The organism is Pseudomonas azerbaijanorientalis (genome assembly GCF_019139795.1).
Lineage (GTDB): Bacteria > Pseudomonadota > Gammaproteobacteria > Pseudomonadales > Pseudomonadaceae > Aquipseudomonas > Aquipseudomonas laurylsulfatiphila.
The window spans coordinates 4,576,019-4,590,123 of sequence record NZ_CP077078.1 but is presented as its reverse complement, the minus strand read 5'-3'; the positions used below and the strand labels follow the sequence as shown (position 1 = coordinate 4,590,123).

General features: G+C 60.3%; 13 protein-coding genes. 9 read left to right on the top strand and 4 right to left on the bottom strand.

The annotated features are described in order from the left end of the window. The first annotated feature begins 1 nt into the window (after position 1). From KSS91_RS20410 to KSS91_RS20395, 5 genes are all read left to right on the top strand, one after another. Positions 2 to 733 carry an adenosylcobinamide-GDP ribazoletransferase gene (locus tag KSS91_RS20410; protein WP_217835936.1) on the top strand — a complete coding sequence of 244 codons (732 nt, stop codon included), beginning with the start codon at positions 2 to 4 and terminating at the stop codon, positions 731 to 733. A 200-nt stretch (positions 734 to 933) separates the two neighbouring features. Then, a complete protein-coding gene (locus KSS91_RS20405) occupies positions 934 to 1,338 on the top strand; it encodes a MarR family winged helix-turn-helix transcriptional regulator (protein ID WP_007984513.1) in 405 nt (134 codons plus the stop codon). A 52-nt stretch (positions 1,339 to 1,390) separates the two neighbouring features. Then, the gene (locus tag KSS91_RS20400) at positions 1,391 to 2,599 is read left to right on the top strand and encodes an MFS transporter (protein WP_217835935.1); all 1,209 of its coding nucleotides are present in this window, start codon (positions 1,391 to 1,393) and stop codon (positions 2,597 to 2,599) included. Next, complete coding sequence (locus KSS91_RS28515) at positions 2,596 to 2,718, top strand: hypothetical protein (protein ID WP_263288213.1); 123 nt, start codon at positions 2,596 to 2,598, stop codon at positions 2,716 to 2,718. The genes KSS91_RS20400 and KSS91_RS28515 overlap by 4 nt, the downstream gene beginning before the upstream one ends. 54 nt (positions 2,719 to 2,772) lie before the next feature. Further along, positions 2,773 to 3,339, top strand: coding sequence for a glutathione peroxidase (locus KSS91_RS20395; protein ID WP_217835934.1), 567 nt, complete (start codon positions 2,773 to 2,775; stop codon positions 3,337 to 3,339). Positions 3,340 to 3,428: 89 nt separating this feature from the next. On the opposite strand, the gene KSS91_RS20390 is transcribed toward KSS91_RS20395, so the two are convergent. From KSS91_RS20390 to KSS91_RS20380, 3 genes are all read right to left on the bottom strand, one after another. Further along, complete coding sequence (locus KSS91_RS20390; protein ID WP_217835933.1) at positions 3,429 to 4,700, bottom strand: OmpP1/FadL family transporter; 1,272 nt, start codon at positions 4,698 to 4,700, stop codon at positions 3,429 to 3,431. 146 nt (positions 4,701 to 4,846) lie between these two features. Continuing rightward, on the bottom strand, positions 4,847 to 5,329 hold the full coding sequence (locus KSS91_RS20385; protein ID WP_217835932.1) for a hypothetical protein: 483 nt from the start codon (positions 5,327 to 5,329) through the stop codon (positions 4,847 to 4,849). Between the two features lie 278 nt (positions 5,330 to 5,607). Continuing rightward, a complete protein-coding gene (locus KSS91_RS20380) occupies positions 5,608 to 5,832 on the bottom strand; it encodes a hypothetical protein (protein WP_007898912.1) in 225 nt (74 codons plus the stop codon). 996 nt (positions 5,833 to 6,828) lie between these two features. On the opposite strand from KSS91_RS20380, the gene KSS91_RS20375 reads away from it, so the two are divergent. Continuing rightward, on the top strand, positions 6,829 to 7,152 hold the full coding sequence (locus KSS91_RS20375; RefSeq protein WP_367617146.1) for an SEL1-like repeat protein: 324 nt from the start codon (positions 6,829 to 6,831) through the stop codon (positions 7,150 to 7,152). Positions 7,153 to 7,327: 175 nt separating this feature from the next. Then, the gene (locus tag KSS91_RS20370) at positions 7,328 to 8,692 is read left to right on the top strand and encodes a DNA recombination protein RmuC (protein WP_217838453.1); all 1,365 of its coding nucleotides are present in this window, start codon (positions 7,328 to 7,330) and stop codon (positions 8,690 to 8,692) included. 147 nt (positions 8,693 to 8,839) lie between these two features. Here the strand turns inward: KSS91_RS20370 and KSS91_RS20365 are convergent, their stop codons facing one another. After that, on the bottom strand, positions 8,840 to 12,310 hold the full coding sequence (locus KSS91_RS20365) for a hybrid sensor histidine kinase/response regulator (protein ID WP_217835930.1): 3,471 nt from the start codon (positions 12,308 to 12,310) through the stop codon (positions 8,840 to 8,842). A gap of 207 nt (positions 12,311 to 12,517) precedes the next feature. On the opposite strand from KSS91_RS20365, the gene KSS91_RS20360 reads away from it, so the two are divergent. Further along, positions 12,518 to 12,829 (top strand): cupin domain-containing protein, encoded by a 312-nt coding sequence (locus KSS91_RS20360; RefSeq protein ID WP_217835929.1) that lies wholly within the window; start codon positions 12,518 to 12,520, stop codon positions 12,827 to 12,829. 105 nt (positions 12,830 to 12,934) lie between these two features. Beyond that, on the top strand, positions 12,935 to 14,086 hold the full coding sequence (locus tag KSS91_RS20355) for a TDT family transporter (RefSeq protein ID WP_217835928.1): 1,152 nt from the start codon (positions 12,935 to 12,937) through the stop codon (positions 14,084 to 14,086). The last annotated feature ends 19 nt before the right edge of the window (positions 14,087 to 14,105 follow it).

Here is a 14,105-nt window from a genome sequence, read left to right as displayed (position 1 = left end):
CATGTTGCCATTCTGGATCGCCCTGCAATTTCTCAGCAGCCTGCCGATTCGCCTGCCCGGCATGCCTGAGCCTGGGGAACTGGGGCGGTCACTGCTGTTTTATCCGCTGGTGGGATTGCTCTTTGGCGCAATTCTGTGGGCAGTGAGCTGGCTGTTGCAGGGTGCGCCGGCGTTGTTGCACGCGGCGTTATTGCTGAGCGTCTGGGTACTGCTCAGCGGCGGGTTGCATCTCGATGGCCTGGCGGACAGCGCCGACGCCTGGCTCGGCGGTTTTGGCGACCGTGAGCGTACGCTGACCATCATGAAAGACCCGCGCAGCGGGCCGATCGCGGTGGTGACGCTGGTGCTGGTGTTGTTGCTCAAGTTCACTGCGCTGCTGGCGTTGATCGGGCAACCGGATTCGCTGGCATTGATCATCGTGCCGTTGATCGGTCGCAGCGCGTTGCTCGGCTTGTTCCTGACCACACCCTATGTGCGTGCCGGTGGCCTGGGGCAGGCCTTGGCCGATCATCTTCCGCGCTCGGCGGGCAGGCAGGTGTTGGCGGTCAGTGCACTGGCCTGTGTGCTGATTGCCGGTTTGAGTGGTGTGCTGGCGGTGGTGTTGGCGGTTCTCGGGTTTGTCTGGTTGCGCCAGGTGATGCTGCGGCGGCTCGGTGGAACGACTGGCGATACGGCAGGGGCAATGCTGGAGTTGCTGGAAGTTGCAGTGCTGGTAGGCTTGGCGCTGTTCTGATGGGGTTGTATTGAATGTTCTGGCCCCTTCGCGGGCAAGCCCGCTCCCACAGGGTTTCTGTTTTGTTGGCAAAATAGTGGGCACACCGAAAATCTCTGTGGGAGCGGGCTTGCCCGCGATGGCGATCTAGCAGGCGCCGCTCAGTCACTGAAAAAACCATGTAACTTGATTTAACACGCTCGCGGGTATATACACGCACCATGCTCGATTCCCAATGTTTATGCATCAACCTGCGTCGCGCCGCCCGTGGCGTCAGCAGGCATTACGACGGCGCTCTCGACGGCTTCGGGATCAACGTTGCGCAGTATTCTTTGCTGTGCAATCTGCAGCGTCTGGATCAGCCGAGCATTTCAACCCTGGCCGAGGCCATGGGCCTGGACCGCAGCACCTTGGGGCGCAATTTGCGGGTGCTGGAGGGGGAGGGCCTGGTGACACTGGTCGAGGGCGAAGACATGCGTAACCGTATCGTCCTGCTGACCGAGGCCGGGGCGGAGCGTCTCAAGGCTGCCTTGCCGGCCTGGGAAGCCGCACAACAACGCTTGATCGATCGCCTGGGGGCCGAGAAGCGCGAAATCTTATTGAAGCTGCTGGACGAACTGGCGTGACGCCAGTTTTTCCGAACATAAGCGGGTATATACCCGCTACCGGAGAACAACAATGACATCGATGTGGCGTACGTGCGGTTGGGTTCTGTTGGGGAGTGCGCTGATCCTTGCGTTGTCTCTGGGGGTTCGACATGGCTTCGGGCTGTTTCTGGCGCCGATGAGTGCCGAGTTCGGCTGGGGTCGTGAAGTCTTTGCCTTCGCCATCGCCTTGCAGAACCTGATCTGGGGCCTCGCCCAGCCATTCACCGGTGCGCTGGCCGACCGCTTCGGCGCGGCGAAAGTGGTGCTGATCGGTGGCGTCCTGTACGCGGCCGGGCTGATTTGCATGGGGCTCTCCGACTCGGCAGTGACGCTGTCCCTGAGCGCCGGCCTGCTGATCGGTATCGGTCTGTCCGGCACGTCGTTCTCGGTGATTCTGGGTGTGGTCGGCCGCGCAGTACCACCGGAAAAACGCAGCATGGGCATGGGGATCGCCAGTGCTGCCGGCTCGTTCGGCCAGTTCGCGATGTTGCCCGGTACTCTTGGTTTGATCGGATGGCTTGGCTGGTCCGCGGCGTTGCTCGCGCTGGGCTTGCTGGTGGCGTTGATCGTACCGCTGGTGAGCATGCTCAAGGACACGCCATTACCCGTCCTGGGCCATGAACAAACCCTTGGCGAAGCACTGCGCGAAGCCTGCTCGCATTCCGGATTCTGGCTGCTGGCGTTCGGCTTTTTTGTCTGCGGATTCCAGGTGGTGTTCATCGGTGTGCACTTGCCGGCCTACCTGGTGGACCAGCATCTACCGGCCACGGTCGGCACCACGGTGCTGGCGCTGATCGGCCTGTTCAACATTTTCGGCACCTATACCGCCGGGTGGCTCGGCGGGCGCATGTCCAAACCGCGTTTGCTCACCGGTCTGTACTTGTTGCGGGCGGTGGTCATTGCGTTGTTCCTGTGGGCACCGGTGACCACCACCACGGCCTACCTGTTCGGCATGGCCATGGGCTTCCTGTGGCTGTCGACGGTGCCATTGACCAACGGTACGGTGGCGACCTTGTTTGGCGTGCGAAACCTGTCCATGCTCGGCGGGATTGTTTTCCTGTTTCACCAGCTCGGTTCGTTCCTGGGCGGCTGGTTGGGCGGGGTGGTGTATGACCGAACCGGGAGTTATGACTTGATCTGGCAAGTGGCAATTCTCTTGAGCCTGTTGGCCGCGGCCCTCAACTGGCCGGTGCGTGAACGGCCGGTGGCGCGCCTGCAAACACCGATGAGTGCGACATGAACAGACTTTGGCCCCGGATCGCTGTAGCCGCCGTCTGCGCCTTGTTGCTGGCGTTGTCGTGGTGGGGCTGGCATCAGGGCGGGCTGGCGCTGATGCAGTTGGGCATGGGGGCTTGCTAGTGAGCGGCGAGGGCGAGTAACGTCGCTTTTGACGAATTATCAAGGAGGCTCGAGATGCTCAAGCGCTGGTGTGTTGTTCCCGCGTTGCTGATGGCGTTGTCCGGGCCGGCCTGGGCCGCTGACTGTCCGGAGGTGCTGCAGGGCTCGCTGCCGAAGTTGCGGGCCAAGGAGTCCATCGACCTGTGCCAGCGTTTCGCCGACAAGCCGCTGGTGGTGGTCAATACCGCCAGTTTCTGCGGCTTCGCACCGCAGTTCGAGGGCCTTGAGGCACTCAATCAGCGCTACAAGGGGCAAGGGCTGGAAATACTCGGCGTGCCGTCAAACGACTTCAAGCAGGAGTCCAAAGACAGCGCCGAGACTGCGAAAGTCTGCTATGCCAACTACGGCGTGACCTTCACCATGACTGAGCCACAGAAGGTTCGCGGCGAAGACGCAACGCACTTGTTCAAAGTCCTCGCCAGTCAGGCCAGTGCGCCGAAGTGGAATTTCTACAAGTATGTGGTCGATCGCCAGGGCAAGGTGATCGCCAGTTTCTCCAGCCTGACCAAGCCGGATGATCCCGAGTTCATCGCCGCGGTAGAAAAAGCCCTGGCTTCGCCTCCGCTCGCTTCGACCCCCTGATCGATGCCCACTGAAAAGCCCCGCCTCTATAAAGAGAGCGGGGCTTTTTTTGATTCCGGTGGCGAGCGATTCAGGATCGCCGGGAATCATCAGAAGCGGTAGGTTGCACCGAGGCCGAAACCGTTCGCGTAGTTTTCATACTTGGCGTTGTAGTTCTGGCCACGGTCGTTGCTGTTGTTGACCTTGACCGACTCTTCGCGCAGGTACGAATACGCCAGGTCGATGGTCAGGTCGTCGGTCGGACTCCAGCCGGCGCCCACGCTGAAAATCTTGCGATCGCCCGTCGGGATGCGAGGGGAACGGTCAACGTTGTTGGTCGGTGCCTGGTCAACGGACAGACCGGTACGCAGTACCCACTGCTTGTTCAACTGGTAGGACGCGCCGATGGCGTGAGCCCAGGTGTCGTGCCAGTTCTGTTCTTCGGTGATGGTACCGAACTGGCCATTCAGAGCGGCTGGAACACCTGTGTTTTCAACGGTGATTTCTTTCAGGCGGCTCCAGCGGGTCCAGGTGCTGCCTGCGTACAGAGTCCACTTGTCGTCGAGCTGGTGAGTGACCGAGAAGTCCACCGATTCAGGTGTGGTCAGGTCCAGCGAAGCGTCGTACTTCTGATTCGGGTTCTGGCCGATCAGGCCCAGCAAGCCGTAGTTGACCTTGGTGTTGCCTTCGAGCTTGTACTTCACTTTCGAGTGGTAGGTCAGGCCGACACGCGTGCTGTCGGTGGCTTGAACCAGAACGCCGATGTTGTAGCCCAGCGCAGTGTCGTCACCTTCGATCTTGACCTTGCCGTCTGGCGCGGCCTGGGTGATCGACAGGTTCGATTCCAGGGTGCCGTCGATGCGGTTGATGGTCGGGCCGAAACCGATGGAAACCTTGTCGTTGAAGGCGTAGCTGACAGTCGGTTGCAGGGTGACGATTCTAACTTCGCTCTTGCTGCCGAAGTAGCGGCCGGCAAAGTTGTTTTCGTAGTCGGTGACCAGACCGAATGGTGCGTACACGCCGATACCGAATGCCCAGTGGTCGTCGATTGGTTTGACGTAGTAACCCATCGGCACGCCCATGAAAGGGACCATGTCACCTTTGTTGGTACCGCCGTTCGGACGGGAGTTGGCGTCACTGATGTCAGTGTGCGCGTCGATGAATGCAACACCGCCGGTCACTTGTTCGCGCTTGATGCGGGACATGCCGGCAGGGTTGCCAGCAATGGTGGATGCGTCGTCGGCAGAGGAAGATCGCCCGGCAAAACCTGTCCCCATCCCGCTGATGCTTTGTTCGTTCAGGGCAAAGCCACTTGCGAAAATCTGGGTGGATGCCATGGCAACGGCGAGACTAATGGTGGTTTTGAGCATTACTTTTTTCATTATTAGGACTCCTGGTGATCAGCGGGGCGAAAATTACCAACATTTTCGTCCCGGCGCCATAGGCTGTATGCCTTGATTTAGAGCGGTTTTGTAGGACAATCCGACCAAAATCACCACATGTTTCGCGATGTTTGGATCCAGAGGTGTCAGCAGGCTACCTGATTCAGGGGTGAAACACAGGTTTGCCAGGCGCTGGTGAAATCACGCAGACGCCCCTGGGGATGAAATGTCTGGCGCCAGATCCTGGCCATGCCCAACAAATCATCAGGGGAGGGGAGGGGGGTATTCTGTTCTTCCACCAGCAGCCAGGCGATGGCTGTGGCGTAACGCAGGTTGACAGTCAACTCGAGGTGCGGCCCGCTCAGAAACGCATGTTGGCTGGCCAGGCCGCGGACCAGGCTTGCACGCTCCGGATCAAGGGCCAGGTAATGGTCCCAAAGTGCCTGGTGGCGGGGTTCGGCGATGCGGTACAGGCCGTGCCCACGGCGGTCATGCAGGGCGGAACCAAGGGCTGACTGGCTGGCGGCAATGCCCAGCAGCAGGGATTCGGCAGTAGCGCTTTGGCGTCCGAGGTAGATCAATGTCGGACGAATCACATAGCGGCACAGTTCGCTGGCAGCGATACCCATAAAACCCTCGAAACCTGAATTGGACGGCGATGCCTGAAGGGGGGGGCTTGGCAGCTGTGAATCGGTTCAGGCTCGCCGCAAGCGGGTCAAGCCGCTTGAGTTGAAGTGTAGTGTCATATTCGCGCTGTAAAGGACTGTTTTTAAAATATTTCCAGCGACCAGTTATAACCCTTATATCGGATCGTGCTTAGTCGTGGTTCGAGTGCGGGGAAACATCGGGCAATAAAAAGCCCTGCTTTTCGGGCAGGGCTTTCGGGTTTTTCAGCCTTTCTGGCGTTTCAGGCAACCAGGGCCTGACGGGTACGCTCGATCACGGCCTGCAGCGGCTCGGCGCTGGAGTATTGATCGGGGTACAGGCGTTCGCTGTGACGAGCGATGCCGTGTTCGTTGACCAGGGTGAAGCTGAAGCAGCCTTTGCGAGCGGCCATGATCAGGCAGTTCATTGGTGCAAAAGCGTTGGTTAGGGTGCGAATGGCATCCTGAGTGTGGATTTGAGTAGACATTATTGGTGTTCCTACAAATGACACGGATAAGAACCGTGCAACGTTAAAACGTTCCAGTAACGTCGATCACCATTGATCGAACGAAGAACCCGACTGGAACAAAGCAGCCAGTTTGAAGCGCTGATAAGTTGGCGCGCTTGGGCTGGCAGGTAGGTACTTAGGAGGGCAGGCAACACATCGAGGGCAAAGGTTCTGGGCCCGGGGTGAAGATCCTGATCAATTTGCAGGTTGGTTCGAGCAGAGTAAGCAGGCGGAGCAACACCCTTTGCTTTCGATTCAAAGGTTGTGTCGGCGCAAGATTTACCTGGAAACCATCGAGGTGGTCGATCCCGCTTGTTCGGTGGAGGCTTCCGTCGGGAAGGCTGACCGGGGGGATTTGTTCGACCAGAATTGACTTTCAGCTTGGTACTAACGCCGCGGATACTAACGGATTGAACTGCCCAAGGGAAGTGTGATAGCAAAAAGAATTTCCGTGCGGGTGCTGTTTTGCCTTGTAGATAAGCGTATGAAGCGGCACTGCCTCCAATTGATACGCCCTGTAGCAGAGCAAAATCCGACCATCGGTCATCGATGTTGCTAGCAACGCAGCTGTCTAAATACCGGGTTTGCCAGGGCTTATCCCCAGGCATGACCAAAAAACGCGCCGAAAAAGTGCATTGATATAACCGTCGCAAAGGCACTTGTGCACATTAGTTGCAGAGTCTGTCACCCCGCTGTCATCTCACGTTCAAGCGCAATCGCTGCCTGTAACCAAAATTTAAGTCAATGAAAAACATCGCTTTTTTTTACTGGTGAAAAAATCGTCAGTTTGACTGCGAACCCCATTCCACAGGGCTTTGAGCGGGTTCAAGGACGGTTGTCCACTGAGTTATCCACAGCTTCTGTGGATTGTCCCGAGCGCTTGCTCTAGGACGGGCGTGCCGGGACATTTTCAGCTTTACCTGTAAGAAAAAGAGAGTAAAGTTGCGCGCCTTCCGATCTGCCCCACAGTGCTTTATGAAGTTTCGCTCAGCCCCTGTTTCCTCTACCTCCACACCACCCTCTGTTGCCCCTACCAAGCGCTTTTCCATGCGCGTGGCAGAGTGGCTGTTGGACAGTCCGCACCTGGGCGAAAACCCTGGCGTCAAACACATTGCCGGACGTCTGCTCAAGCAACCGGCCCGTGAGGGCGTGGTTGCTGCGCAAAGTCGCCTTGGCCAGTTGATGTGCCGCGAATGCGGGAATGCCCGGGACCGCCGTATCGGTCAGGACCTGTTGCGTCAGGCCGCCCGCGCAGGCGATCGCCGCGCTCAACAGGAACTGGGGCTGATCGAAGACTGAGCTGTCCAAGACCGGACGCCTTGGTTAACCTTCAGGCTTTACCCGAATGGCAGGAGTGGCTATGGCAATGGACTTGACCAGCGTATTGCTGGGTCTGGCAGCGGCAGGGTTGCCGTTGCTGGTATTGGCCTGGCAACTTCAGCGGCGGGCCAGCACCACGCAGGCAGACGTTGCACTGCTGCAGGAGCGCCTGGCCATGGCGCAACTGGCACAGGACGGCTTGAATGCACAACTCGAGTCCAGCCGCGATGAAATCGCTGATCTGACCCAAGCCAACTCCGCCAAGCAGGCTGATCTGGCTGCACTGCGTCGTGAAGTCGAACTGCTGCAGATTGAGCGCGACGACGCCCGGGACGCCGCCCATGCGTGGAATATCGAGCGCGCTGGCAAGGAAGCCGAACTGCGCCGTCTGGATGCCCAGGCCGCGTCGCTCAACGCCGAATTGCGCGAGCAACAGGACAGCCATCAGCAACGCCTTGACGACCTGCAAGGTTCGCGGGACGAATTGCGCGCGCAGTTTGCCGAGCTGGCGGGGAAGATTTTCGATGAGCGCGAGCAGCGTTTTGCCGAAACCAGCCAGCAGCGCCTGGGACAGTTGCTCGATCCGCTCAAGGAGCGCATCCAGTCCTTCGAAAAGCGCGTCGAGGAAAGCTATCAGAACGAAGCTCGTGAGCGTTTCTCCCTGGCAAAGGAACTGGAGCGCCTGCAACAGCTGAATTTGCGCTTGAGCGACGAAGCCACCAACCTGACCCGCGCCTTGAAAGGGCAGAAGACCCAAGGCAATTGGGGCGAACTGATCCTTGAGCGCGTGCTCGAGCATGCCGGGCTGGAGAAGGGTCGCGAGTACCAGACTCAGGTCAATCTCAAGGGACCGGACGGTGAACGCTTCCAGCCGGACGTGATCATTTACCTGCCGGGCGACAAGCAGGTGGTGGTCGACTCCAAGGTCAGCCTGACGGCCTATCAGCAATACGTGGCGGCTGAGGACGAGGCCATCGGCCAGATCGCCATCAAGCAGCACGTGCTTTCATTGCGCAATCACGTCAAAGGCCTGGCCGGCAAGGATTACAAGCGCCTCGATGGCTTGCACAGCCTGGATTTCGTGCTGCTCTTCGTGCCGATCGAGGCGGCGTTTTCTGCTGCGTTGCAGGCTGAGCCGACGCTGTTTCAGGAGGCATTCGACCGCAACATCGTGATCGTCAGCCCCACCACGTTGTTGGCGACCCTGCGTGTCATCGACAGTTTGTGGAAACAGGAGCGCCAGAGCCAGAACGCCCGGGAAATCGCCGAGCGGGCCGGGTGGCTGTACGACAAGTTCGTGCTGTTCATTCAGGATCTGGACGAGGTCGGCAATCGCCTGCAGCAACTGGACAAGGCTTACAGTTCGGCACGCAACAAGCTGACAGAGGGGCGTGGCAACCTGGTCAGTCGCAGTGAACAACTCAAGCTTCTGGGGGCACGGGCGAGCAAGAGCCTGCCGGCGGATTTGCTGGAGCGGGCGATGACCGATGTCGATGGGTTGGTCGAGTTGCCGGAGTAGCCCTAGGTCGAGCGTGGACCCTGTGGCGAGGGGGCTTGCCCCCGTTGGGCCGCGCAGCGGCCCCCATACCATTTGGATTGTCTGACGACTGCTACGCAGCCGAACGGGGGCAAGCCCCCTCGCCACAGGGTTTTGAGTCAGCCCGGGTTACAACGGCAAATACCGACTCAACAACGCCCGCAACGCCGCCGGTTTCACCGGTTTGGCCAGGTAATCCAGCCCTGCTGCATGGACCTTGTCGACCGTCTCCGGCCGGCCATCGGCGCTGATCACCACACCAGGAACCGGCTCGCCCATTTGCGTGCGCAACCAGGCCATCAGATCGGTTCCGGTTTCGCCATGATCGAGGTGGTAATCCACCAGCGCCAATTGCGGGCGCATGCCTTCGCCCAGCAGCGTTGCGCACTCCTCGCGATTGCGTGCGGTCCAGACCTGGCATCCCCAGCGGCTGAGCAAGCTGTTCATGCCGATCAGGATGCTGTCCTCGTTATCGATGCACAGCACCTGCGCGCCATTGAGCAATTTGCCATTGAGCTCGGCGACTTTGACCGGCGCTGCGGTTTGCGCCCGGGCCAGCGGCACGCTGACGCTGAACACGCTGCCACGTCCCGGCCAGGAGCGCACGCGCAAGGTATGGCCGAGCACGCGACATAGCCCGTCGGCAATCGCCAGCCCCAGGCCGAGGCCTTTTTCGGCCCGTGTCTGGTGGCTGTCGAGGCGCTTGAACTCTTCGAAAATCACCTGTTGTTTATCTTCCGGAATACCCGGCCCGCGGTCCCAGACTTCCAGGCTCAATGTTTCCTTGTGCCGGCGAACGCCCAGTAGTACCGGCCCTTTGCCGTAGCGAAACGCATTGGTCAGGAAGTTCTGCAAAATTCGCCGCAGCAGTTTGATGTCGCTGTCGACTCGCAGCATGCTGCCACGAACGCGGAACTCCAGGTCTTGTTCCTGCGCCAGCACCTTGAACTCTGCACCGAGGGTGTCGAACAGTTCGTTGAGCGCGAACGGCTGGCGATTCGGGTTGATCTTGCCGTTCTCCAGGCGGGAAATGTCCAGCAGGTCGCTGATCAGGTCCTCGGCCGAGCGCAGCGAGCTGTCCAGGTGTCCGACCAGTTTCTGCGCTTCGCCGGAGAGTCCATCGTGCTGATGGGAGAGGGCGGCGGAGAACAGGCGTGCCGCATTGAGCGGTTGCATCAAGTCATGGCTGACGGCCGCGAGGAAACGGGTCTTGGACTGGTTGGCCGCCTCGGCGGTGCCTTTGGCTTCGGTCAGGGCGACGTTGAGCTGCGACAGTTCGTGGGTCCGTTCGGTGACCCGTTGCTCCAGGCCTTCGTTGGCTTCGGTCAGCGCCTGTTCGGCTTCGCGGAATGCGGTGATGTCGGTGAAACTCATGACGAAGCCACCGCCCGGCATCGGGTTGCCGATCAACTCGATGACCCGGCCGTTGGGGAATAGGCGCTCGGAGGTATGCGCGCGGCCCTGGCGCATCCAGTGCAGGCGACGTGCGACGTGGACTTCGGCTTCGCCGGGGCCGCACAGGCCGCGCTCGGCATTGTGGCGAATGATGTCGGCGATCGGCCGACCGACACTGATCAAGCCGTCCGGGTAGTTGAACAACTCCAGGTAGCGACGGTTCCAGGCCACCAGTTTCAGCGACTGGTCGACCACGCTGATGCCCTGGGTGATGTTCTCGATGGCGCCTTGCAGCAAGGCACGGTTGAATTGCAGCACCTCCGAGGCTTCGTCTGCGATGCGCACGACGTCTTCCAGTTGCATCTCCCGGCCTTCGATGGCGGCTTTGACCACCGCGCGGGTCGAAGAGGCACCGAGTACACCGGCCAGCAGGCGTTCGGTGTGGGCGATCCATTCACCGTCGGCGTTCTGGTTCGGGTTGAAGCCTTTGCCCTGGCGATAGGCAAAGCGGATGAAGCTTTGACGGGCGCGTTCTTCGCCGACGAAGCGCGCCGCCAGTTGCAGCAGGTCGTTGATCTGCACCGCCAGCATCGAGCGTGCGCTGGGGCGGGCACTGATTTCCTGGCCGATGAAGCGGCCTGCCTGCCAGTGCTCGGAAACCCGGGTGCGCGACAACACCGAGACCCAGGCGAACAGTGTGAAGTTGCCAGCCAGCGACAGCACCACGCCTTGGGTCAGCGGGGTGATCGGCAGGTTCAGTGGATTGCTGTGCAACCAGGCCAGCCCCGGGAATGTGCTCAAGGAAAGGCCGAGGCTGAGGGCGGCAATCGGCAGGATCAGGGTGTAGAACCACAGGAAGGTGCCTGCGGCGAGGCCGGCGAAAACGCCGCGGCGGTTGGCCTGTTTCCAGTACAGCGCACCGAGCATGGCGGGGGCCAGTTGGGTCACGGCAGCGAAGGCGATCTGGCCGATGGTCGCCAGGCTGGCGGTCGAGCCCAGCAGGCGGTAACTGACGTAGGCCAGCAACAGAATGACCACGATGCTGACGCGGCGCACCGACAACATCCACTGGCGGAACACTTCGAACGGGCGCTCGGCGTTGTTGCGACGCAGCAGCCAGGGCAACAGCATGTCATTGGATACCATGGTCGACAGCGCCACGCTGGCCACGATCACCATGCCGGTGGCCGCCGATGCGCCACCGATAAACGCCAGCAGGGCCAGCGCCGGATGCGCCTGCGCCAGGGGCAGGCTGATGACGAACGAGTCCGGCAATACCGAGCTGGGCAGCAGCATCTGGCCGGCCAGGGCGATCGGCACGACAAACAATGCAGCCAGGGCGAGGTAGGCCGGGAATACCCACTTGGCCAGGCGCAGATCCTGGGGATCGATGTTCTCGACAACGGTCACGTGGAACTGCCGTGGCAAGCAAATGATCGCCATCATTGCCACACCGGTCTGCACCACCATCGACGGCCAGTTGATGGTTTCCTTCCAGTACTGTTCCAGACGCGGCGCCAGCATGGCCTGGTCGAACAGGTCGTCGAAACCGTCGTACAGGCCGTAGGTCACGAACGCGCCGACCGCGAGAAACGCGAACAGCTTGACCAGTGACTCGAAGGCAATGGCCAGCACCATGCCGCGGTGGTGCTCCGTGGCGTCGAGGTTGCGGGTACCGAAGACGATGGTGAACAGCGCCAGCACCAGCGACACTATCAGCGCCGTGTCCTGGGCCCGGGTGCCCATGGCATCGGCGCCAGCACCGATCAGCAGGTTCACACCGAGCACAATGCCTTTGAGCTGCAACGCGATATAGGGCAGCACGCCGACCAGGCAAATCAGTGCCACCACCACCGCCAGCGACTGGGATTTGCCATAGCGCGCGGCGATGAAGTCGGCGATCGAGGTGATGTTCTCCTGTTTGCTGATCATCACCATTTTCTGCAGGACCCACGGCGCGCCGACCAGCAACAGGATCGGCCCGAGGTAGATCGGCAGGAATGACCAGAGCTGTTCGGCGGCCTGACCCACGGCGCCGAAGAACGTCCAGCTGGTGCAATAGACCGCCAGCGACAGGCTGTACACCCAGGCACGCACACGCGGCGGCAAGGGCGCGCTGCGACGGTCGCCATAGAAGGCGATGGCGAACATGATGGCCATATAGGCCAGGGCGACGACGGCAATCAGCCCGGTGGACAGCGGCATGGGGACTCCAGACAAAGACACCCGGGCCTCTCGCCCGGACAGACAGTCTCGCACGACCGCCAGCGTTAGTCAGTTTCGACCAAGGTCGTGGCGTGGCGGGGTGTCGCAGGTTGATTTTCAGTGTCTGGACTGGCCTTGCCACATTCCACCAGCACTTGTATCCGGGTTAGCCTTGGCCTCTTCTCAGCTCACTCGAAGGATCGGACCATGAAGATCATCCGCAGCAAATCTTTCACTGGCGAGCGTGCCTGGGTCGCGCTGGACATCGCCAGCATGAACGGCATCACCACGCGGCTGCATTGGACCGATCAACCCTACAAATGGCACGTCAACGACGGCGAGGAAGTGTTCGTGGTGCTCGATGGCCAGGTGCGGATGCGTTATCGCGAAGAGGGGGTGGAGCGGGAAGCGTTGCTGGAAGTCGGTGACATTTTTCATGCCTCGGTCGGTACTGAGCATGTGGCGCATCCGGTAGGGCCGGCTCGGATATTGGTGGTCGAATCGGAGGGGAGTGTCTGACCATATATAAGTAATATCGATAAGATATAGAGATATTACCCGTTATATAGATATTCTATTCGGATCTAACATGGGCTCCACCTCACGAGAGGACAGGAGTTCGCCATGACATGCGCCAATAGCATCAAGCCCGGAATCAAACCTTTCAGTCACTTGCAGCATCCCCGCGAAGTGATCCGCCAGTTCACCCCCAACTGGTTCGCGGCCACCATGGGTACCGGCGTACTGGCGTTGGCACTGGCGCAATTGCCGGTCGCCATGCCCGCCTTGCGCGCCTTTGCCGAAGCCCTGTGGCTGTTCAACATCGCGTTGTTCCTGCTGTTTACAGCGCTGTACGCCGCGCGTTGGCTGCTGTTTTTCGACGAAGCACGACGGATCTTCGGCCATTCCACGGTCTCGATGTTTTTCGGCACCATCCCGATGGGCCTGGCGACCATCATCAACGGCTTCCTGGTGTTCGGCCTGCCGCGCTGGGGCGACGGTGTGATTCACCTCGCCGAGGCGCTGTGGTGGCTGGATGTGGCGATGTCGCTGGCCTGCGGTGTGCTGATTCCCTACATGATGTTCACACGTCAGGAGCACAGCATCGACCAGATGACCGCCGTCTGGTTGTTGCCGGTGGTCGCTGCAGAAGTGGCGGCCGCCAGTGGTGGCCTGTTGGCGCCGCATTTGCCCGACGCTCACTCGCAACTGGTGGTGCTGGTGACCAGCTATGTACTCTGGGCCTTCTCCCTGCCGGTGGCCTTCAGCATCCTGACCATTCTGTTGCTGCGCATGGCCTTGCATAAGCTGCCCCACGAAAACATGGCCGCCTCGAGCTGGCTGGCCCTTGGCCCGATCGGCACCGGCGCGTTGGGCATGCTGGTACTGGGCGGCGATGCACCGCTGATTTTCGCGGCCAACGGTTTGCCGGGCGTCGGTGAGATTGCTGCGGGATTGGGCCTGGTGTCCGGTATCACCCTGTGGGGTTTCGGCCTGTGGTGGATGCTGATGGCGTTGCTGATCACTGTGCGCTACCTGCGTGCCGGCATCCCCTTCAATCTGGGCTGGTGGGGCTTCACCTTCCCGTTGGGCGTCTATTCTCTGGCGACGTTGAAGCTGGCCAGCACCTTGAACCTGACGTTTTTCAGTGTGTCTGGCTGTGTGCTGGTGGCGTTGTTGGCGGTGATGTGGCTGATCGTCGGCAAGCGCACGGTGCTGGGCGCCTGGCGTGGTGAACTGTTTGTCTCGCCATGCATTGCCGGATTGAAGAAATAACCGGCAAAGATTAGGTAAG

What these genes read in the sequence shown, in the direction of transcription:
- KSS91_RS20410 (WP_217835936.1), top strand. Translation starts at nt 2, where the DNA reads ATGTTGCCATTCTGGATCGCCCTGCAATTTCTCAGCAGCCTGCCGATT.
- KSS91_RS20405 (WP_007984513.1), top strand. Translation starts at nt 934, where the DNA reads ATGCTCGATTCCCAATGTTTATGCATCAACCTGCGTCGCGCCGCCCGT.
- KSS91_RS20400 (WP_217835935.1), top strand. Translation starts at nt 1,391, where the DNA reads ATGACATCGATGTGGCGTACGTGCGGTTGGGTTCTGTTGGGGAGTGCG.
- KSS91_RS28515 (WP_263288213.1), top strand. Translation starts at nt 2,596, where the DNA reads ATGAACAGACTTTGGCCCCGGATCGCTGTAGCCGCCGTCTGCGCCTTG.
- KSS91_RS20395 (WP_217835934.1), top strand. Translation starts at nt 2,773, where the DNA reads ATGCTCAAGCGCTGGTGTGTTGTTCCCGCGTTGCTGATGGCGTTGTCC.
- KSS91_RS20390 (WP_217835933.1), bottom strand. Translation starts at nt 4,700, where the DNA reads ATGAAAAAAGTAATGCTCAAAACCACCATTAGTCTCGCCGTTGCCATG.
- KSS91_RS20385 (WP_217835932.1), bottom strand. Translation starts at nt 5,329, where the DNA reads ATGGGTATCGCTGCCAGCGAACTGTGCCGCTATGTGATTCGTCCGACA.
- KSS91_RS20380 (WP_007898912.1), bottom strand. Translation starts at nt 5,832, where the DNA reads ATGTCTACTCAAATCCACACTCAGGATGCCATTCGCACCCTAACCAAC.
- KSS91_RS20375 (WP_367617146.1), top strand. Translation starts at nt 6,829, where the DNA reads ATGAAGTTTCGCTCAGCCCCTGTTTCCTCTACCTCCACACCACCCTCT.
- KSS91_RS20365 (WP_217835930.1), bottom strand. Translation starts at nt 12,310, where the DNA reads ATGCCGCTGTCCACCGGGCTGATTGCCGTCGTCGCCCTGGCCTATATG.
- KSS91_RS20360 (WP_217835929.1), top strand. Translation starts at nt 12,518, where the DNA reads ATGAAGATCATCCGCAGCAAATCTTTCACTGGCGAGCGTGCCTGGGTC.
- KSS91_RS20355 (WP_217835928.1), top strand. Translation starts at nt 12,935, where the DNA reads ATGACATGCGCCAATAGCATCAAGCCCGGAATCAAACCTTTCAGTCAC.